At 72.7% G+C, this 17,833-nt stretch carries 19 protein-coding genes; 10 read left to right on the top strand and 9 right to left on the bottom strand.

From position 1 onward, the window contains the following. The first annotated feature begins 167 nt into the window (after positions 1-167). From ACH4NX_RS26575 to ACH4NX_RS26565, 3 genes are all read left to right on the top strand, one after another. Positions 168-1,754: an ABC transporter substrate-binding protein gene (locus ACH4NX_RS26575; protein WP_351395210.1), complete on the top strand. Its 1,587-nt coding sequence runs from the start codon at positions 168-170 to the stop codon at positions 1,752-1,754. Positions 1,755-1,847: 93 nt separating this feature from the next. Beyond that, entirely contained in the window at positions 1,848-2,531 is a 684-nt protein-coding gene (gene ung, locus ACH4NX_RS26570) for a uracil-DNA glycosylase (RefSeq protein ID WP_398128946.1), read from the top strand. A 122-nt stretch (positions 2,532-2,653) separates the two neighbouring features. Then, positions 2,654-3,196: a hypothetical protein gene (locus ACH4NX_RS26565; RefSeq protein WP_351395204.1), complete on the top strand. Its 543-nt coding sequence runs from the start codon at positions 2,654-2,656 to the stop codon at positions 3,194-3,196. Positions 3,197-3,265: 69 nt separating this feature from the next. Here the strand turns inward: ACH4NX_RS26565 and ACH4NX_RS26560 are convergent, their stop codons facing one another. The 3 genes from ACH4NX_RS26560 to ACH4NX_RS26550 all read right to left on the bottom strand — a co-directional run bounded on the left by ACH4NX_RS26560 (position 3,266) and on the right by ACH4NX_RS26550 (position 5,046). After that, complete coding sequence (locus ACH4NX_RS26560; RefSeq protein WP_351395202.1) at positions 3,266-3,769, bottom strand: hypothetical protein; 504 nt, start codon at positions 3,767-3,769, stop codon at positions 3,266-3,268. Positions 3,770-3,881: 112 nt separating this feature from the next. Continuing rightward, a complete protein-coding gene (locus ACH4NX_RS26555) occupies positions 3,882-4,394 on the bottom strand; it encodes a DinB family protein (RefSeq protein WP_351395199.1) in 513 nt (170 codons plus the stop codon). Positions 4,395-4,437: 43 nt separating this feature from the next. Beyond that, complete coding sequence (locus ACH4NX_RS26550; RefSeq protein ID WP_398128945.1) at positions 4,438-5,046, bottom strand: TetR/AcrR family transcriptional regulator; 609 nt, start codon at positions 5,044-5,046, stop codon at positions 4,438-4,440. Positions 5,047-5,143: 97 nt separating this feature from the next. Between ACH4NX_RS26550 and ACH4NX_RS26545 the strand changes: the two genes are divergently transcribed. Together ACH4NX_RS26545 and ACH4NX_RS26540 are read left to right on the top strand one after the other, a co-directional pair. Continuing rightward, positions 5,144-6,379 (top strand): FAD-dependent monooxygenase, encoded by a 1,236-nt coding sequence (locus ACH4NX_RS26545; protein ID WP_398128944.1) that lies wholly within the window; start codon positions 5,144-5,146, stop codon positions 6,377-6,379. Further along, the gene (locus ACH4NX_RS26540; protein ID WP_351395190.1) at positions 6,376-7,281 is read left to right on the top strand and encodes a Gfo/Idh/MocA family oxidoreductase; all 906 of its coding nucleotides are present in this window, start codon (positions 6,376-6,378) and stop codon (positions 7,279-7,281) included. The genes ACH4NX_RS26545 and ACH4NX_RS26540 overlap by 4 nt, the downstream gene beginning before the upstream one ends. On the opposite strand, the gene lnt is transcribed toward ACH4NX_RS26540, so the two are convergent. Next, positions 7,205-8,782, bottom strand: coding sequence for an apolipoprotein N-acyltransferase (lnt, locus tag ACH4NX_RS26535; RefSeq protein WP_398128943.1), 1,578 nt, complete (start codon positions 8,780-8,782; stop codon positions 7,205-7,207). The two genes, ACH4NX_RS26540 and lnt, sit on opposite strands and share 77 nt — an antisense overlap. A 231-nt stretch (positions 8,783-9,013) precedes the next feature. Here lnt and ACH4NX_RS26530 point away from each other — a divergent pair, with 231 nt between their 5' ends. Continuing rightward, positions 9,014-9,754, top strand: coding sequence for an SDR family oxidoreductase (locus ACH4NX_RS26530; RefSeq protein ID WP_351395185.1), 741 nt, complete (start codon positions 9,014-9,016; stop codon positions 9,752-9,754). 65 nt (positions 9,755-9,819) lie between these two features. Here ACH4NX_RS26530 and ACH4NX_RS26525 read toward each other — a convergent pair whose 3' ends face one another. From ACH4NX_RS26525 to ACH4NX_RS26515, 3 genes are all read right to left on the bottom strand, one after another. Beyond that, the gene (locus tag ACH4NX_RS26525; protein ID WP_351395182.1) at positions 9,820-9,999 is read right to left on the bottom strand and encodes a hypothetical protein; all 180 of its coding nucleotides are present in this window, start codon (positions 9,997-9,999) and stop codon (positions 9,820-9,822) included. Between the two features lie 63 nt (positions 10,000-10,062). Next, positions 10,063-10,938: an undecaprenyl-diphosphate phosphatase gene (locus tag ACH4NX_RS26520; protein WP_351395180.1), complete on the bottom strand. Its 876-nt coding sequence runs from the start codon at positions 10,936-10,938 to the stop codon at positions 10,063-10,065. A 256-nt stretch (positions 10,939-11,194) separates the two neighbouring features. Further along, complete coding sequence (locus ACH4NX_RS26515) at positions 11,195-11,974, bottom strand: VTT domain-containing protein (RefSeq protein WP_351395177.1); 780 nt, start codon at positions 11,972-11,974, stop codon at positions 11,195-11,197. 49 nt (positions 11,975-12,023) lie between these two features. Here ACH4NX_RS26515 and ACH4NX_RS26510 point away from each other — a divergent pair, with 49 nt between their 5' ends. The 3 genes from ACH4NX_RS26510 (at position 12,024) to ACH4NX_RS26500 (ending at position 15,089) form a co-directional block, all read left to right on the top strand. Further along, on the top strand, positions 12,024-12,746 hold the full coding sequence (locus ACH4NX_RS26510) for a DNA alkylation repair protein (protein WP_351395174.1): 723 nt from the start codon (positions 12,024-12,026) through the stop codon (positions 12,744-12,746). 291 nt (positions 12,747-13,037) lie between these two features. Further along, a complete protein-coding gene (tuf, locus tag ACH4NX_RS26505) occupies positions 13,038-14,207 on the top strand; it encodes an elongation factor Tu (protein WP_398128942.1) in 1,170 nt (389 codons plus the stop codon). A 36-nt stretch (positions 14,208-14,243) separates the two neighbouring features. Then, positions 14,244-15,089, top strand: coding sequence for a fused MFS/spermidine synthase (locus ACH4NX_RS26500; protein ID WP_351395168.1), 846 nt, complete (start codon positions 14,244-14,246; stop codon positions 15,087-15,089). A gap of 30 nt (positions 15,090-15,119) precedes the next feature. Here ACH4NX_RS26500 and ACH4NX_RS26495 read toward each other — a convergent pair whose 3' ends face one another. Further along, on the bottom strand, positions 15,120-16,157 hold the full coding sequence (locus tag ACH4NX_RS26495) for a hypothetical protein (RefSeq protein ID WP_351395165.1): 1,038 nt from the start codon (positions 16,155-16,157) through the stop codon (positions 15,120-15,122). Between the two features lie 126 nt (positions 16,158-16,283). Next, complete coding sequence (locus ACH4NX_RS26490; protein WP_398128941.1) at positions 16,284-17,252, bottom strand: hypothetical protein; 969 nt, start codon at positions 17,250-17,252, stop codon at positions 16,284-16,286. Between the two features lie 96 nt (positions 17,253-17,348). Between ACH4NX_RS26490 and ACH4NX_RS26485 the strand changes: the two genes are divergently transcribed. After that, positions 17,349-17,786: a DUF4442 domain-containing protein gene (locus ACH4NX_RS26485; protein ID WP_351395385.1), complete on the top strand. Its 438-nt coding sequence runs from the start codon at positions 17,349-17,351 to the stop codon at positions 17,784-17,786. Positions 17,787-17,833 lie beyond the last annotated feature (47 nt).

Raw genomic sequence — 17,833 nt, 5'->3', positions numbered from 1 at the left:
CGCCGTCGACGAGAACGGCGCCCGTGTCCGCGTTCCGAGACGACCGGGGCCATGACAACGTAGTCATGGCCAGTTGATCAAAACCCCTGTTCAGAAGGGGGTTCAGGTGGCGTGGCGCTGCGGTATGGTCTGCCGACCCTTGGTACGGCGGATCGAGGAGCGTGCGCGTGTTCAACCGGAACCGAGGCCTGCGGCGGGTGGCGGCCATCGTGTCCATGTCGTCGCTGGCCACCGGATGCGGCATTCTGTCGTCCGACAGTTCGCGGGACGAGGGGCCGATCGTCGTGGGGACGACCAGCGCCCCCAGCACGCTGGATCCGGCCGCCTCCTGGGACGGTTCGTGGGAGCTGTTCCGCAACGTCCACCAGACGCTGCTCAGCTACCCCAACGGCGCGACCGCGCCCGAGCCCGATGCCGCCGAGAACTGCTCGTTCACCGACTCCACGAACCAGGTGTACCGCTGTGAGCTGCGGGAAGGCCTGACCTTCTCCAACGGGGACCGGCTGGACGCCCAGGCCGTCAAGCACTCGATCGACCGCATCAAGGACATCAACGTCAACGGCGGCCCCGCCGGTCTGCTGGGCAGCCTCGAACGGGTCCAGGTGACGAGCGAGCGCGAAGTGGTCTTCCACCTCGACAAGCCCGACGCCACCTTCCCGTTCGTGCTCGCCACGCCCGCGATGTCGATCGTGGAACCCGGCGGCTACCCGGCGGACGCCCTGCGCGAGGACGGCGAGGTCGTCGGCTCGGGCCCGTACACGCTCCGGTCGTACGAGGAGGGCGAGCGGGCCGAACTCGTCCGCAACGACCGCTACAAGGGCTTCGCCGAGCGCCACAACGACGCGGTGACCATCCGCTACTTCAAGGACTCCGCCGGCATGGTGAAGGCGCTGCGCGCAGGGGAGATCCAGGTCACCTACCGGGGTCTGGCGGCCGACGACGTCATCACGCTGCAGAGCGGGGCCGCCAAGGAGGAGGACCTCCAGCTGGTCGAGGGCAGCGGTACGGAGATCCGCTACCTCGTCTTCAACCCCGAGGACCCGTGGGCGGGCCGCAGGGAGGTGCGCCGGGCCGTCGCCCAGGTGATCGACCGGGCGGCGATCGCCCACAAGATCTACCAGGACACCGTCGACCCGCTGTACTCGATGGTCCCCAAGGGCCTGACCGGCCACACCACGGGCTTCTTCGACGACTACGGTGACCCCAGCGTCCCCAAGGCCCGCGAGATCCTCACCGACGCCGGCATCACCGAGCCCGTCCCGCTGACCCTCTGGTACACCAGCGACCGCTACGGCTCGGAGACGGCGCGGGAGTTCAAGGAGATCAAGCGCCAGCTCGAGTCCTCCGGCCTGTTCACGGTCACCCTCGAGAGCCGACCCTGGAAGACGTACGTCGAGGGCTACCAGAAGGGCGAGTACCCGGTGTTCGGGCGCGGCTGGTCCCCCGACTTCCCGGACGCGGAGAACTTCATCGCGCCCTTCGTCGGCGAGCAGAACGCGCTCGGCACGCCCTACCTCGCACCGGAGATCACCGGCGAGCTGCTGCCCCGCTCGCGCCAGGAGAGCGACCGCGCCAACGTGGAGAAGGAGTTCGAGCGGGCGCAGCAGATCCTCCTGGACGACGCGCGGCTGCTGCCGGTGTGGCAGGGCAAGCAGTACGTGGCCGTCAGCACGGACATCTCGGGCGCGGAGCGGGCCATGGACCCCTCGTCGATCATGATGATGTGGCAGCTGTACCGGAAGACCAGCTGGTAGGCGCCGTCGAGCGCAGGCGGGCGCTCTGATTGTCAGTGGTCGCCGGTAGGTTCTTCAGCAGTGGAAGCGACCGCACAGCGTAAGGAAGTTCACGTGACCGACATCGCCATGCTGCCCGAGTCCTGGCGCGAGGTGCTGGGCGGCGAACTGCACAAGCCCTACTTCAAGGAGCTGATGGAGTTCGTCGAGGAGGAGCGGGCGAGCGGCCCTGTCTACCCTCCGCGCGAGGAGGTCTTCGCGGCGCTGGAGGCCACGCCGTACGACCAGGTGAAGGTGCTGGTCCTCGGGCAGGATCCGTACCACGGCGAGGGCCAGGGGCACGGTCTGTGCTTCTCCGTCCGGCCGGGCGTGAAGGTGCCGCCGTCCCTGCGGAACATCTACAAGGAGATGCACGCGGAGCTGGACACCCCGATCCCGGACAACGGCTGTCTGATCCCGTGGGCGAAGCAGGGCGTCCTGTTGCTCAACGCGGTGCTCACGGTCCGGGCCGGCGAGGCGAACTCGCACAAGGCCCGAGGATGGGAGCTGTTCACCGACGCGGTGATCCGCGCGGTGGCCGGCCGGACGGACCCGGCGGTGTTCGTGCTGTGGGGCAACTACGCGCAGAAGAAGCTGCCGCTGATCGACGAGACGCGGCACGTGGTCGTCAAGGGTGCGCACCCCTCGCCGCTGTCGGCGAAGAAGTTCTTCGGCTCCCGCCCGTTCACGCAGATCAACGAGGCGGTCGCGGGGCAGGGGCACGAGCCGATCGACTGGACCATCCCCTCTCTGGGCTGATCCCGACGGCCGGGCCGGCCGCCACCGGCCGGCCCGTGCGCGTCACGGGCTGCCTGACCGGTATTTCCGATATGTGCCGTTAGCGTCGTCGGGGACAGCCGACGAGGGGCACGGAGGACGCGGTGGCCAAGGGACAGGAGCAGGCGGCGCCGGATGCCGTGCTGACGCGGATCGGGCAGGTCGTCATGCTGCATCACGCGGGCGACCGTGAGGAGGCCCGGCATCGCTTCCTCGGCCTGTGGGCGGAGATCGGCGAGCACGGCGATCCGCTGCACCGCTGCACCCTGGCCCACTACCTGGCCGACACCCAGGACGACCCGGGGGACGAACTGGCCTGGGACCTGAGGGCGTTGTCGGCCGCAGAGGAACTCACGGAGGACCGGTCCAGTGGGCGGTTCCGGGGGACGCTCGCCGCGCGCGCCCTCTACCCGTCGCTGCACCTGAACCTGGCCGCCGACTACGACCGGCTCGGCCACCGCGAGGCCGCCCGCGTTCACCTGCGACAAGCCCGCGGCGCGGCCGGGTCCCTCGCTCCCGACCGCTACGGCGAGGGCGTGCGCGCGGCGATCGACCGGCTGGAGCGGCGACTGGGCGAGGGCGGGCCCACGCCCGACCGGCACGACCGGCCGGACGGACGGTGGGGACCACCGCGACAGCGGCCGTAGGAGGTGTCGGTGCCGTGCGGAGCAGGTCGGCCTCCGAAGCGTCCCGGTGGGCGAGGGTGAGAGCGCGGCTCAGCGGCCGTATGCCTGCTCGCAGATGACCGACTGGGGGCTGCCCGGCCGCCAGCCGCCGTACTGTTTGCCGAGGGAGCACACGTCCGCGTTCCGGCCGGCGTCCTGGCCGGCCGACGGCGGAACGTCGGGGACCTGGGCGCGAGGCCGCTCGGGCCCGTGCGCCCGCTCCGGCGCCTTGGAACGGTCGGGGCGCGGCCGCTGTTCCGGGTGGACGCGGGCGGCCGGGGGTTCTCGCAGGGGCGGGGCCGCCGGGGGCGTCGTGCGACGCGGCTCACCGGAGGCGTGGTCGGGGGTCCGGGAGGGGCCGATCATCTCCAGTGCCTCACGGGCCGGGGCCTGCACGACCCGTGGCTCGGCCGGGCCGTCCGGGTGTGGCGCGGACGAGCGGGCGCCGCCCGCCGACGGGTCGGCCGCGGCCGGACCCTGGACCGTCGTACAGGCGGTCAGGGCCGAGACGGCCGCGGCCACGAGGAGCGTTGCGGTGGTCGTCGTTCGATGCACCCGGGCCACTCTGCTGGGTCGGGCCCCGTCCACGACGCCGGAAGAGCGGGAGTTGCCCCGCACGGGTGATCTCCGGCCCCGTACGGAGGCCCCGTGGCCGTCCAAGGTGACGTCAGTCGCCCGTGGCGCCGTCGAGGCGTTCGCGGATCAGGTCGGCGTGCCCGTTGTGGCGGGCGTACTCCTCGATCATGTGGGTGTGGATCCAGCGCAGGGTGTACCGCTCACCGGTGCGCCGGTGCCTGCCGCGGGTCGGTTCGTCGAGGGGGAAGCCGGCCGCGTTGCGCCTGGCCGCCTCGATCTCGGCCTGCCAGGTGGCACGGACCTCCTGCCAGGTGTCCGCCTCGGTCACCCGGAAGTCGCCGTCCGGGTCCTCGTCGGTGTAGTGGATCGGGTCCGCGTCCTCGTCCGCCAGCACTCTGCGGTACCAGCTCCGCTCCACCTCCGCCATGTGTCGCACCAGCCCCATCAGGGACAACGTGGACGGGGTCACGGCGGCGGTCCTGAGCTGGGCGTCGGTGAGGCCCTCGCACTTCAGCGCGAGGGTCTGCCGGTGGTACTCCACCCAGCCCTCCAGCATGGTGCGTTCGTCGGCGTCGGCGGCGGGTTCGCGGCGTTCGTTCGTCATGTCGGCATCCTCGCCGAGGAAGGCCCCCGCCCACCAGGGGATTTCAGCCGTCCAGCATGCCGTCCAGTATCTCGCGCAGCCCCGCCCGGACCTCCTCGAGGCCCGGCACCTCCGCGTGGAAGGTCCCGGCCACGCAGCTGAACATCAGTCCGTCCGCCCAGGCGACCAGCGACAGCACGTGGCGTGCCGGGTCGGCCGAGCCCATCGCCGTGACGAGGGCGCCGAGTTGTTCACGGAAGCGGGCGCCCGCCGCGTCGAAGTGGGCTCGTAGCTCCGGGCGGCGCGTGGCCTCCAGGGCCAGTTCGTAGCGGGCCAGCGTCAGCTCGCGGTTGCGGGTCAGGGCGCGGTGCGCCGAAAGTGCCAGCGCGTCCACCAGCGAGTCCAGGCCGTGGCGCGGGTCCGGCATCTCGTCCAGACCCAGCACCCGCGCCTCCCGGTCGGCCAGGCGTCGCACCGCCAGTTCCAGGAGTGCCTGCCGGGTGCGCGCCAGGTTGGACGTGGAGCCCTGGGGGAGTCCCGCCGCCTCGTCGACCGCGCGGTGCGTGAGTCCGCGCATCCCGCGCTCGGCGAGCAGGGTGAGGGCGGCGTCGGCGACGAGGTCGGCGCGGGAGGCGCCGGCCGGGGGCGGGGAAGAGGCGGTGCGTGCGGACATGGGATCAACCTACCCGCCTCACTACGTCTGTAGTACAGTCGGGACGGCAGGCGTCACTACGTCTGTAGTGCGCGAGTGGTGAGTCGGAGGAGGAGCCATGACACGGACCAGGCAGGCCGTAGTGATCGGCGGCGGAATCGGCGGCCTGACCGCGGCGGTGGCCCTGCACCGCCGCGGCCTGGGGGTCACCGTCCTGGAGCGCGCCCCCTCGCTCCAGCCGGTCGGCGCGGCCATCTCCCTGTCGCCCAACGCCCTGCGCGCCCTCGACGTCATCGGCCTCGGCGACGAGATCCGCGACCTCGCCGCCTGGCAGGGCGACGGGGGACTGCGCACGCCGGGCGGGCGCTGGCTCTCCCGTTCCGACGCCGAGGCCGCGGCCGCACGGTTCGGCGGTCCGCTGGTGCTGGTGCACCGGGCCGCCCTCATCGACCGCCTGGCCGCGCGACTGCCGCCCGGTGCCGTCCGCACCGCCGCCGACGCGACGCTCGCCGACCCGGGCGGCAGCGACCGGCCGGCCCGCGTGCGTACACCCGACGGCGAGCTGGAGGCCGACCTGGTCGTCGGAGCCGACGGCATCCGCTCCGGCGTACGTGGCACGCTGTTCCCGCACCACCCCGGCCCCGTCTACTCCGGCTTCACCACCTGGCGTGTCGTGGTCCCGGTACCCGGCGTCGAGTTCGCCTCGCACGAGTCCTGGGGCCGGGGCCGCATCTGGGGCACGCACCCGATGGGGGACGGCCGGGTCTACGCCTACGCCGCCGCCGTCGCCCCGGCCGGCGGACACGCGGCCGACGAGAGGGCCGAGCTGCTGCGCCGGTACGGCGACTGGCACGAGCCGATCCCCGCCGTCCTCGCCGCCGCCCGCCCCGAGGACGTCCTCCGTCACGACGTGCACCACATCGCCGAGCCGCTGCCCGCCTACCACCAGGGCAGGGCCGTCCTCCTGGGGGACGCCGCGCACGCCATGCCGCCGACCCTCGGCCAGGGCGGCAACCAGGCCGTCGAGGACGCGATCGTGCTCGCGCACCACCACGACGACCTCGCCGCCTACACCGCCGCCCGGCTCCCCCGTACGACCGCCGTCGCCCGCCGGGCCGTCAAGGTCGCCCGGCTCAACCTGATGACCAACCGCGCCGGGATCGCCGTACGCGACACCGCGATGGCCGCGCTGTCCAAGGCCGGGCCCGCCCTCTTCCTGCGCGGCTTCGACGGCATCGCCGACTGGCGGCCCCCGGCGGGGGCCCCGACCGCTCGAGCGAAGCCGAGAGTGGGGGACGCCGTATGCTTCCCAGCAGACCCAGGTCGGCGAACGTCAGAGGAGCACACCCCGTGAAGGTCGGCTGCATCGGACTCGGCGACATCGCGCAGAAGGCCTACCTGCCGGTGCTCGCCACCCTTCCCGGCGTCGAACTGCACCTGCAGACCCGTACCCCGGCGACGCTCACCCGGGTCGCCGACGGACTGCGCCTTGCGGACGGGCAGCGCCACGCGGACCTCGACTCGCTCCTCGCCGAGGGCCTCGACGCCGCCTTCGTGCACGCGCCGACGGCCGTCCACCCGCAGATCGTGACCCGACTGCTGGAGGCCCGCGTCCCGACCTACGTCGACAAGCCGCTCGCCTACGAACTCGCCGACTCCGAGCGGCTGGTGGCCCTCGCCGAGGAACGGGACACCGGCCTCGCCGTCGGCTTCAACCGGCGCCACGCCCCCGGGTACGCGCAGTGCGCCGAGCACCCGCGCGAGCTGATCCTCATGCAGAAGAACCGCATAGGCCTGCCCGAGGAACCGCGCACCATGATCCTCGACGACTTCATCCACGTCGTCGACACGCTGCGCTTCCTGGCGCCCGGCACGGTGGACGACGTGACCGTGCGCGCCCGCGTCGAGGACGGCCTGCTCCACCACGTCGTGCTCCAGCTCGCCGGGGACGGTTTCACCGCGCTCGGCGTCATGAACCGGCTCAGCGGCTCGGCGGAGGAGATCCTCGAGGTCTCCGGTCAGGACACCAAGCGCCAGGTGGTCAACCTCGCCGAGGTGATCGACCACAAGGGCCAGCCGACCGTGCGGCGGCGCGGCGACTGGGTCCCGGTGGCCCGTCAGCGCGGTATCGAGCAGGCGGTACTCGCCTTCCTCGACGCCGTGCGCGCCGGCAAGGTGCTCAGTGCCCGCGACGCGCTCGAGACCCATGAGCTGTGCGAGCGGGTGGTGCGGGAGGTGGCGGAGCGCTCCGCCTGACCCGCGCCGTCCGTACGCCCTCGGCGGCGGCCCAGGCCGCGAGGACCAGCAGCGCCGCGTGCACCGCCCAGTCGCCGTGGCGGACGTACGGTGTGCCGCCGTGCGTGAGCGGCACCTCGTACACCCGTGAGGCGCTCGCGCCGGTGCCGAGCCACGAGCCGATCCGCGCGCCGTTCGCGTCGTAGACGGCGGAGACACCGGTCAGGGTCGCGTGCACCATCGGGCGCCCGGTCTCGGCGGCGCGCAGCGCGGCGAGCGAGGCGTGCTGCTCCGGTGCCCAGGTGTGCTGGAAGGTCGACGTCGACGACTGGGCGAGCAGCACCTCGGCGCCGTCGGCGGCCAGCCGGCGGCTCATGTCGGGAAACGCGCTCTCGAAGCACACCATCGGCCCGATCCGCAGCCCGTCCCCGACGTCCATCACCACCTGCTCGGTGCCCCGCCTGCGGTCCTCGCCCGCCGCCTCGCCGACGGAGGTGGCCCAGCCGAGCAGCGAGCGGGCCGGGACGTACTCCCCGAACGGGACGAGCCGCATCTTGTCGTACCGGTCGCCGGTCGGGCCGTCGGGGCCGACGAGCACGGAACTCTTGTAGATGCCGGGCTTGTCGGAGCGCCGCGCGTCCACGTTGACCAGGATGTCCGCACCGGTCTCCCGCGACAGCGACGCGAGCCGCCGCGCCAGGTCGGGCCGGTCGTCCAGGTCGAAGCCGACGCTGCTCTCGCCCCAGACGATCAGGTCGACATCCCGGTCGGCGAGCCGGCGGGTCAGCTCCTCCTCGCGGTCGAAGCGCCGGTCGGCGCTCGCCGCCCCGGCGACGATGCCGGGCTGCACCACGGCGATCGCGGCCCGCTCGCCGTCCGTGTCGGGACGCGGCGACCAGACCCAGGCCGCGGAGGTGGCGGCGGCGGTGGCGACCAGGCCGGCCAGGGCGGGCATGCGGGCCCGGCGGACGGCGACGAGTACCGCGACGGCGACGTTGACGGCCACCACGAGGAAGCTCAGCAGCCACACCCCGCCCACCGAGGCGAGCCGCAGCGCCGGCGCCACCTGCCACTGACTCGCGCCGAGGACACCCCAGGGGCCGCCGAGCCCCTCCCAGGAACGGACCAGCTCCACCGCCAGCCAGCCCGACGGCAGCACCACCAGCGCCGCAGCGGCCCGGCGGGCCGAGGGCGCCCCGCCCAGCAGCCGGCGCACCAGCCAGCCCCACGGCGCCCAGAGCGCGCCGAGCAGCGCGGCGATGACGAACGTGAACACGTGCAGGTTGGGCATCAGCCAGTGGTGCATGGCCAGCATGAACCCGAAGCCGCCGCACCACCCGTCGTACGCCGCGCGCTTCCAGGTCGGCGCCGTCCGGGCCAGCAGCAGCCAGGGCACCAGCGCGGCCCAGGCCCACCACCACAGGGCCGGACCCGGAAAGGCGAGCACGGGCAGGGCGCCGGCGACCGCGGCGGCAGCCGAGCGCCGCCACGGGGAGGCGAGCCAGTGGCCGAGCGTCTTCATGGGCGCCTCCCTACCCCGTGGTCCCTTCAGTGTGCGCTCTCGACGAGGGCGGATTCAGTCGATCACACCGGTCGTGCGTGACGTGGCGCGCCGAGCCGGTGACCTCACTTACGATGATCGATGATCGATCAAACAACTCTCAGTCCCTCTCAGTCCCTCTCAGTCCCTCTCAGTCCCTCTCGACTTCTCTCGGTCCCTCTCGGGGTCCCGATCTACTGCTGGAGGCAACTCATGGAGCGTCCCGTCACGGTGGTCACCGGTGGCAGCCGCGGAATCGGCGCGGCGACCTGTCTGCGGCTCGCGGCGGACGGCCACGACGTCGCGGTGGGGTACGTGCGGGACCCGGCGGCCGCGGAGGCGGTCGTGGCGGGGGTGCGCGAGGCGGGCGGCCGCGGGGTCGCCGTACGGGTGGACACGTCGGTCGAGGCCGACGTCGAGCGGCTCTTCGAGGTGGCGGGGGAGCGGCTCGGGCCGGTGACGGGGCTGGTGAACAACGCTGCGGTGACCGGCCCGCTGGGGCGGCTCGCCGACAGCGACACCGCCGACCTGCGCCGGGTCCTCGACGTCAATCTGCTGGGCGTGCTGCTGTGCGCCCGGCGCGCCGCCCGGCTGATGACCGCGCGGGGGAGCGGTGTGATCGTGAACGTGTCGTCGGGCGCCGCGACCATCGGCAGCCCCGGGGAGTACGTCCACTACGCGGCGTCCAAGGCGGGCGTCGACGCGCTGACCCTGGGCCTGGCCAAGGAGCTCGGCCCGGACGGCGTCCGCGTCAACGCCGTCGCGCCCGGGGTCGTCGACACGGAGATGCACGCGGCGATGGGCGCCCCGGACCGGGCGCTGCGGATGGGAGCCGCCGTTCCGCTGGGGCGTGCGGGCCGGGCGGAGGAGATCGCCGCGGCGATCTCCTGGCTGATGTCGCCGGACGCGTCGTACACGACGGGGACGGTGCTTCGGGTGGCCGGTGGCCGCTGACTTCCGAGAACGGCGCCGTGGGTGGACGCCGACGCCGGGTGCCGGCGGCGGGCGGTGCCCGGCCGTCAGGCCGCCTCGATGACCTCGCCGCGGATCGCGGTCGCCCACTCGACCACCAGCAACTCGTACTCCACACGCTCCTGCGCCGACAGGGTCCCGCCCGCGCGCCGCCACAGCGCACGGATCTTGTCGTTCAGCTCCGCGGCGGACCGCACGGAACCAGGAGTCACGGAATCGGGGGACATGCGGACAAGCCTAGGGGCAAGCACTGACAGTGCGCTACCGGACGGCTACCGAGGCGGATGCGGTCAGCCCGACGACTCCGCGGCGTGCGGGCTGAGGACACCCGTCGCGACCAGCGCGATGATGACGATGCCGAGCGCGATGCGGTACCAGACGAACGGCATGAAGCTCCTGGTCGAGATGAACTTCATGAACCAGGCGATGACCACGTACCCGGTGGCGAAGGCGATGACCGTCGCGAAGAGCGTCGGCCCCCAGGAGACGTGGTCGTTCTCCATCGCGTCGTTGAGCTCGAACAGACCGGAGGCGAGCACCGCCGGGATCGCGAGCAGGAACGAGTAGCGGGCCGCGGCCTCGCGCCGGTACCCCATGAACAGGCCGCCGCTGATGGTGGCCCCGGAGCGGGAGACGCCGGGAACGAGGGCCGCCGCCTGGCAGAGGCCGTAGATCAGGCCGTCCCGGACGCTGAGGTTCTCCAGTTCCTTGCGCCGCCGGGGCGCGCGGTGCCGGCCGCCCTTCTCGTCCCTCGCGGCCATCCGGTCCGCGACGCCGATGATCACACCGACGACGATCAGCATGGTCGCGGTGATCCGCAGGTCGCGGAACGGTCCCTCGATCTGGTCCTTGAGCGTCAGACCCAGCACGCCGATCGGGATCGAGCCGATGATCACCAGCCAGCCCATGCGCGCGTCGGGGTCGCTGCGAAGTTCCTTGTTCGTGAGCGACCGCGTCCAGGTCGAGATGATCCGCCCGATGTCCTTGCGGAAGTAGATGAGAACGGCGGCCTCGGTGCCGATCTGCGTGATCGCCGTGAAGGCCGCGCCCGGGTCGTGCCAGCCGGAGAACGCCGCGGTCAGACGCAGGTGCGCGCTGGAGGACACGGGGAGGAACTCGGTCAGCCCCTGGACGAGTCCGAGGATGAGGGATTCAAACCAAGACATGAGGTTACGGAGTCCAAGTGCCGAGCGAGAAACGGTCGATGGGCGCACCGGACCGCCGTGTGCGGTTGATCGGGATCAGGGCGCGCCGAGGGGCAGCGTAGCGTCCTTGGGTGAAATCCAGGTGACATGGCGGACCGGCCCCGCCGCGGCGGGGTCCGACACGAGCGCGCGGCCCGCGTGCGATGTGCGAGGCGGGCGACGTACGAGGCGGGCGGGCTCGTCACCGCGCCGGTCCGGGTGGCGGTGTGACGCCCGGTCAGCGCCCGCGCAGCTGGTTGCGCTTGCGCCAGGCCACCACGGCGCCCGCCAGTCCCGGCAGGGCGATGCAGGCCAGCGCGATCAGGAAGGCGGGGGAGGTCGGCGTCGAGGCGCGGGCGCCGGCGACGGCGTAGGCGGCGGTGTTGGGGATCGACCCGAGCCCCGTCGCCAGCAGGAAGGGCAGCAGCCCCATGCGGGAGACGGCCGCGCAGTAGTTGGCGGCGGCGAACGGCACCCCGGGGAACAGCCGAGCCGCCAGCATGGAGCGGAAACCGTGCCGGCTGAGCTGCCCGTCCGCGGCCTTCAGCCACTTGCCCCGCAGCAGCGGGCGCAGCGCCTCCTGGCCCAGCGCCCGCCCGAGGCAGAAGGCGATCCCGGCGCCGAGTACCGTCCCCGCGAGGGCGGAGGCGAGTCCCATCTGCGATCCGAACAGCGCGCCGGCCGCCAGGTTCAGCAGCGGACGCGGTACGAAGGCGACGGTGCACAGTCCGTACGCCACCGCGTAGGCGACCGCCGCCGCGGCTCCACCGAGTTGCGGTGGCCAGCCGTCGGTCAGCAACTGCTGCGGCTGGAACAGCAGAACCGCGGTCGCGGCCGAGGCCAGCAGGGCGACGAGCAGGGAGAGCCGGGACCAGGGGGAGAGCAGCACTCTCGTCACGCGGGCGGCGAAGCCGGTCGGTTCGACGGGCGCGGCGGCGGTGGCGACGGCGAGCTCTGTCGCCGCGGTCCGGGGAGAGACCGTGGCGGTGCCCCCAGAGCGGGTGGTGGCATCGAACATCCGGTGACACTAACCGACAAATGTGTGTGATCGCCGTATGGTGCGTCTCATGACCGTCACAGCCGAGGGGATTCCGGACGCTCCGCGCAGCCCTCTCGCCGACACGGTACTGGAGCGGCTCCCCGTCGTGTACGCCGCCGCGGCCGATCCCGAGCGGGCCGTGGCCGCGCGGGCGTACATGAAGGACGTGGCTCCCTTCCTGGGGCTGACCTCGCCTGTTCGCCGTGCCCTGTCCCGCACCGTCCTGGAGGGGCTGCCCCGCCCGGGCGAGTCGGACTGCGCCGCGGTCGCGCTGCGTTGCTGGCGGCTGCCCGAGCGCGAGTACCACTACTTCGCCGTCGACTACCTGCGCCGCCATGTGACGTGTTGCTCTTCCGGATTTCTGCCCGTGGTCCGGCATCTGCTCACCACGGTGCCGTGGTGGGACACCGTCGATCCGCTCGCCGCGCACGTCGTCGGAGGGCTCGTCGCGGCCGACCGGGACCTCACGGGCGAGATGGACGCCTGGATCGCGGACGAGGACCTGTGGCTGGTTCGCGCGGCCCTGCTCCACCAGCTGCGCTACAGGGAACGCACCGACGCCGAGCGTCTCTTCGGCTACTGCCTGCGCCAGTCGGGCCACGACGACTTCTTCGTCCGCAAGGCCATCGGCTGGTGCCTGCGCGAGTACGCCAGGACCGACCCGGACACCGTACGCGCCTTCGTGTCCGAACACGGGCGACGTCTCGCGCCGCTGTCCGTACGGGAGGCGCTGCGGAACATCGGTCCGTAGCGGGCCGTGACGGGCCGGGAAGACCCGGAGCGGTTTCGAACGCCCGTGCCACAGAGAACCATTCGACGTGGGGCAAAGCGTCGGCAAGGATCGACGGCATGTTCCGGTACGCCTTCCACCTCGCGGCATCCGCGGTCGCGGATGCGCCGAAGGCTGCCGTCCTCTTCCTGCCGGCCGCCGTCGACGGCGCCCGAAGCTGACCCTCCCCGGATCGTCCGGCGGACCCCGCAGGGGGAGGGTCGGCCAGTCCCCGGGGTCCCCACCACCGCCACGAGGCTTCGAGGTACCGCCATGTCCAAGACGGCGTACGTCCGCACCAAACCACATCTGAACATCGGCACGATGGGCCATGTCGACCACGGCAAGACCACCCTGACCGCCGCCATCACCAAGGTCCTCGCCGAGCGCGGCACCGGCACGTTCGTGCCGTTCGACCGCATCGACCGGGCCCCCGAGGAGGCGGCGCGCGGCATCACCATCAACATTGCGCACGTCGAGTACGAGACCGACACCCGGCACTACGCGCACGTGGACATGCCGGGCCACGCCGACTACGTCAAGAACATGGTCACCGGCGCCGCCCAGCTCGACGGGGCGATCCTCGTCGTCTCCGCGCTGGACGGGATCATGCCGCAGACCGCCGAACACGTCCTGCTCGCCCGGCAGGTGGGCGTCGACCACATCGTGGTCGCGCTCAACAAGGCCGACGCGGGTGACGGGGAACTGACCGACCTGGTCGAGCTGGAGGTGCGGGACCTGCTCACCGCGCACGGCTACGGCGGCGACACCGTGCCCGTCGTGCGGGTCTCGGGGCTGAAGGCCCTGGAGGGCGACCCGCGGTGGACCGCGTCCGTCGAGGCGCTGCTCGACGCCGTGGACACGTACGTGCCCATGCCGGAGCGGTATCTGGACGCGCCGTTCCTGCTGTCCGTGGAGAACGTGCTCACCATCACCGGCCGCGGCACGGTCGTGACCGGCGCGGTGGAGCGCGGCACCGTCCACGTCTCGGACCGGGTCGAGGTGCTGGGGGCGTCCGTCGAGACGGTCGTCACCGGGCTGGAGACCTTCGGCCGGCCGATGGAGGAGGCGCAGGCCGGGGACAACGTGGCCCTGCTGCTGCGCGGTGTCGCCCGCGACACGGTGCGACGGGGGCACGTGGTCGCCGCGCCGGGCAGTGTCGTTCCCGCGCGGCGCTTCACGGCGCGGGTGTACGTGCTGTCGGCGCGCGAGGGCGGGCGTTCGACACCGGTCGCCACCGGTTACCGGCCGCAGTTCTACATCCGGACCGCGGACGTGGTCGGGGACGTCGACCTCGGCGCGGTGGCGGTGGCGCGACCCGGGGACACGGTCACGATGACGGTGGAGCTGGGACGGGACGTGCCGCTGGAGACCGGCCTGGGGTTCGCCATCCGCGAGGGCGGGCGGACCGTGGGGGCGGGGACCGTGACCGGAGTCGGGTGAGGGCCGGAGCGGACGGGGGCCGGGCACAATGAGGAGGTGAACGAAGCCATACCGGTCAGCCGCGTCACCGACCACGGCACCGCCAAGCTCATGCCCGACGTCGACCGGCGGCGGGCCTGGCTGCTCACCGTCGACGGGGCGCCGCAGTCGTACGTCGACCTGGACGAGCCGGCGCACCTGGAGTTCGAGTACACGCGCCGGCTCGGCCACGTCCTGGACACGGTCGCCGAGCCGGGGCGTGCGCTGGACGTGCTGCACCTGGGCGGGGGCGCGTTCTCCCTGCCCCGGTACCTGGCCGCGACCCGGCCCGGTTCCCGGCAGGACGTGGTGGAGGCCGACCGGGGCCTGCTGGACCTGGTCGCCGAGCACCTGCCGCTCCCGGACGGCGCGGGCATCACCGCGCACGGTGCCGATGCCCGCGCCTGGCTGGAGGCCGCCCCCGCGGACTCGGCGGACGTCCTGGTCGCCGATGTCTTCGGGGGCTCGCGGGTGCCCGCGCACCTGACGTCCGTCGCCTACGCCCGCGAGGCGGCACGGGTGCTGCGCGCCGACGGCGTGTATGTGGCCAACCTGGCCGACGGGGCGCCGTTCTCCTTCCTGCGCGGCCAACTGGCGGGCTTCGCCACGCTCTTCGCGGAGCTGGCGCTGGTCGCCGAACCAGGTGTGCTGCGCGGACGCCGCTTCGGCAACGCCGTCCTCGTCGCCGCGCACCGGCCGCTCGACACGGCGGCCCTGGCCCGGCGTACCGCCGCCGACGCCTTCCCGGCCAGGGTCGAGCACGGGCCCGCCCTGCGGGACTTCGTCGGCGAGGCCCGGCCGGTGCGGGACGAGGACGCCGTGCCGTCGCCCGAGCCTCCCGCCGGGGCGTTCGGCATCGGCTGAGCGGCGCGCGCGGCGCCGCCCGCCGGGTGCCTACGTGCCGGTCGGCGGGGCCTCGGTGAGGCGCACGGTGCTCAGGATCTTCTGGACCGTCGCCTCCGGGATCTCCTCGTCGACGCCCTTGACGCCGTACAGGTTCCACGTGACGAAGTCGCCCGCGCCGTTCTTGAACGCGAAGGTGGTCGCCTTGCCCTCGGTGTCGCACTTCCCCTTCTGGGGGGTGCCCTCCGAGTGCGCCGTGATGAGGCTGCCCTCGATGCCGGACGTGGTCGTGTACGCCTTCGGCTTGCCGTACTTCACGCTCTTCATGTCCGGCTGCGTGTACCCGCCGAAGATCCACCACGGCACCCGCGTCTCGGCCGCCTGGTCGGTGGTCGTGGCTCCTTCCTCACCACGCGTCCCGGCGGTGGCGAGGGCGGTGCTCTCCTTGCGGCCGTCCTTGTTCTCGTCACTCGTGCACCACTCGGACTTCAGATAGGTCGGGGCTGTGACCGAGGTGCGGCCCATCTTCCCGTCCTTCTCCTCCCACTCGAAACCGACGCTCATGTCGACGGTGTCGATCTCCCAGTCGGCGGGCACGTCGAACATGGTGCCGAAGCGCGGGTTGGCGACGACCTTCCAGCCGTCGATGGTCGCCTTCGCGCCCTCTCCGCCCCGCGGGTTGTCCCCGCCGCCGGACGCGCTCGGGTCGGTGGACGGGGTCTCGGGCTTGTCGGCGGACGCGCTCGCGGACGGCTTCTTGTCCTTGCCGTCGTCCGCCTGGTCGTCCTTGTCACCGCCCAGCACCAGGAACCCGGTGACACCGGCGGCCACCACCACGGCGAGCGCCGCGACGATCGCGACCACCTTCGTCCGGTTCCCGCCACCGCCGCCGCCCGGAGACGGCTGCGCGGCCCCGGCGGGCTGCGGAACACCCCACTGAGGCTGCTCGTACGTGCCGGGCTGCTGCTGGTAGCCGGGCTGCTGGTAACCGGGCTGCTGGTAGGGATTCGGCTGTTGGTACCCCGGCTGCTGGTACGGATTGTTCTGCGGGTTCTGCTCGCCCCCGGGCGGCTGCTGTCCTGGCCACATGAGCAGTCACCCTAATGCCGCCCAGGACACGATTCGGTCACCAGCCCTTGTCAGGGACGTACCGAATCCCGGAACGCGCTTCCCGGCAGCGGCCCTTGGGCTCCGCGGAAACGGAAGGCCGACGCCTCAGGAATCCGCCGGCGTGTACTCCCTGACCGTGGCGAGGATCTTCCGGACGGTGGCGTCCGGCACCTCGTCGCCGACGTCCGCGGCGCCGAAGAACGACCAGGAGACCAGGTCGCCGTCGGCGGCCTCGAAGGCGAACGTCGTCGCCTTGCCGTCCACGTCGCACTTGCCCTTCTTCCGGATCCCCGACGACCGTGAGGTGGCGACGCTGCCCTCGATGCCGGAGGCGGTGGTGAACGAGGTCACCGGACCCGTCGAGACCTTGTCCCGCTCCGGCTGGGCGAAGCCCCCGTACACCCAGGCCGCCGAGTCGGTCCGGGCGATCTCCTCCGTGCTCCGCGCACCGTTGTCGCCGCGGGTGCCCGCGCCGGCCAGGGACGTGTGTTCGACGGAGCCGTCGCGGTCGCCGTCCGTCCCGCACCACTTCTCCTTGAGGACGGCCGGGGCCTTCATGGCGACCAGGGGCTTCTCCTCGGGGTCGTCGTCCTCGGCGACGTAGGTGACCCAGTCGGGCGACTGCCGCTTCCAGGAGGCCGGTACGTCGAAGGCGATGCCCTGGTCGGCGTTGGTCACGACGGTCCAGCCCTCGACGGCCGGCTGCCGGCCCTCGTCCCCGTTCCGCGGGTTGTCGGCGGCCGTCGCGGGCGTCGAGGCGGCGGTGGGGCCGGGCTCGGCCCGGTCGTCCTCGCCGCCGCCCAGCAGGACGGTCCCGGTCGCGGCGGCGGCCACCACGACGACCGCGGCGGCGGCGACCGCCACCACCTTCGTACGTCCGCGCGGTCCCCGCCCGGGGGGCGGGATGGCCGTGACGGTGGGGGCGTACCACGGGGCGGGCTGCTGCTTCCCGGCGTGCGGTTGGTGGGACTGTTGCTGCTGGTGCGACTGATGCGGCTGGTGGCCGGGCTGCTGGTACGGATGGGGCTGCCTCGGGCCCGGCCCGCCGGTGGGTGACTGCTCTCCTGGCCACATGGGCGGCAAGCATACGGCGATCAACGCGGGTGCCTGGCTCGTGCCTGGCCCTTGAATGCTACTCATGGGTAACCTTCCGGCATGAGCGCAGACCAGATGTCGATCGGCGAGTTGCTCGCCGCCACGGTGCCGATGGTCCGGACCCTGAACCTCGCGTACCTGGAGACCACTCCGGACAAGGCCGTACTGGCCCTTCCGGACCAGAGCGAATACCGCAACCACGTCGGCGGTCCGCACGCCGGCGCCATGTTCACGCTGGGCGAGTCGGCGAGCGGAGCGATCGTGCTGGCCGCGTTCGGCGACCAGCTCTCCCGGGCGGTGCCGCTGCCGGTCTCCGCGGAGATCGCCTTCAAGAAGATCGCGCTCGGCCCGGTCACGGCCACCGCGACACTCGGCCGCCCCGCCGCCGAGGTGGTCGCGGAGCTGGACGCGGGCAGCCGCCCCGAGTTCCCGGTGAGCGTCGCCATCCGGCGCGAGGACGGCGCGGTCACCGGTGAGATGTCCGTCATATGGACCCTGCGTCCCAACAGCTGACGCCGGGCGACCCGGTAGGCTTCCCGGGTGCGCCTCGTCGAGGCGCA

Origin of the sequence: Streptomyces sp. NPDC017225 (assembly GCF_044331465.1) — a bacterium.
Classification (GTDB): domain Bacteria; phylum Actinomycetota; class Actinomycetes; order Streptomycetales; family Streptomycetaceae; genus Streptomyces.
This window is presented reverse-complemented; position numbering and strand designations above follow the sequence as displayed.

Coding starts and splice junctions, on each gene's coding strand:
- ACH4NX_RS26555 (WP_351395199.1), bottom strand. CDS start 4,394: ATGACGAACGAACGCCGCGAACCCGCCGCCGACGCCGACGAACGCACC.
- ACH4NX_RS26550 (WP_398128945.1), bottom strand. CDS start 5,046: ATGTCCGCACGCACCGCCTCTTCCCCGCCCCCGGCCGGCGCCTCCCGC.
- ACH4NX_RS26545 (WP_398128944.1), top strand. CDS start 5,144: ATGACACGGACCAGGCAGGCCGTAGTGATCGGCGGCGGAATCGGCGGC.
- lnt (WP_398128943.1), bottom strand. CDS start 8,782: ATGAAGACGCTCGGCCACTGGCTCGCCTCCCCGTGGCGGCGCTCGGCT.
- ACH4NX_RS26530 (WP_351395185.1), top strand. CDS start 9,014: ATGGAGCGTCCCGTCACGGTGGTCACCGGTGGCAGCCGCGGAATCGGC.
- ACH4NX_RS26525 (WP_351395182.1), bottom strand. CDS start 9,999: ATGTCCCCCGATTCCGTGACTCCTGGTTCCGTGCGGTCCGCCGCGGAG.
- ACH4NX_RS26520 (WP_351395180.1), bottom strand. CDS start 10,938: ATGTCTTGGTTTGAATCCCTCATCCTCGGACTCGTCCAGGGGCTGACC.
- ACH4NX_RS26515 (WP_351395177.1), bottom strand. CDS start 11,974: ATGTTCGATGCCACCACCCGCTCTGGGGGCACCGCCACGGTCTCTCCC.
- ACH4NX_RS26510 (WP_351395174.1), top strand. CDS start 12,024: ATGACCGTCACAGCCGAGGGGATTCCGGACGCTCCGCGCAGCCCTCTC.
- tuf (WP_398128942.1), top strand. CDS start 13,038: ATGTCCAAGACGGCGTACGTCCGCACCAAACCACATCTGAACATCGGC.
- ACH4NX_RS26495 (WP_351395165.1), bottom strand. CDS start 16,157: ATGTGGCCAGGACAGCAGCCGCCCGGGGGCGAGCAGAACCCGCAGAAC.
- ACH4NX_RS26490 (WP_398128941.1), bottom strand. CDS start 17,252: ATGTGGCCAGGAGAGCAGTCACCCACCGGCGGGCCGGGCCCGAGGCAG.
- ACH4NX_RS26485 (WP_351395385.1), top strand. CDS start 17,349: ATGTCGATCGGCGAGTTGCTCGCCGCCACGGTGCCGATGGTCCGGACC.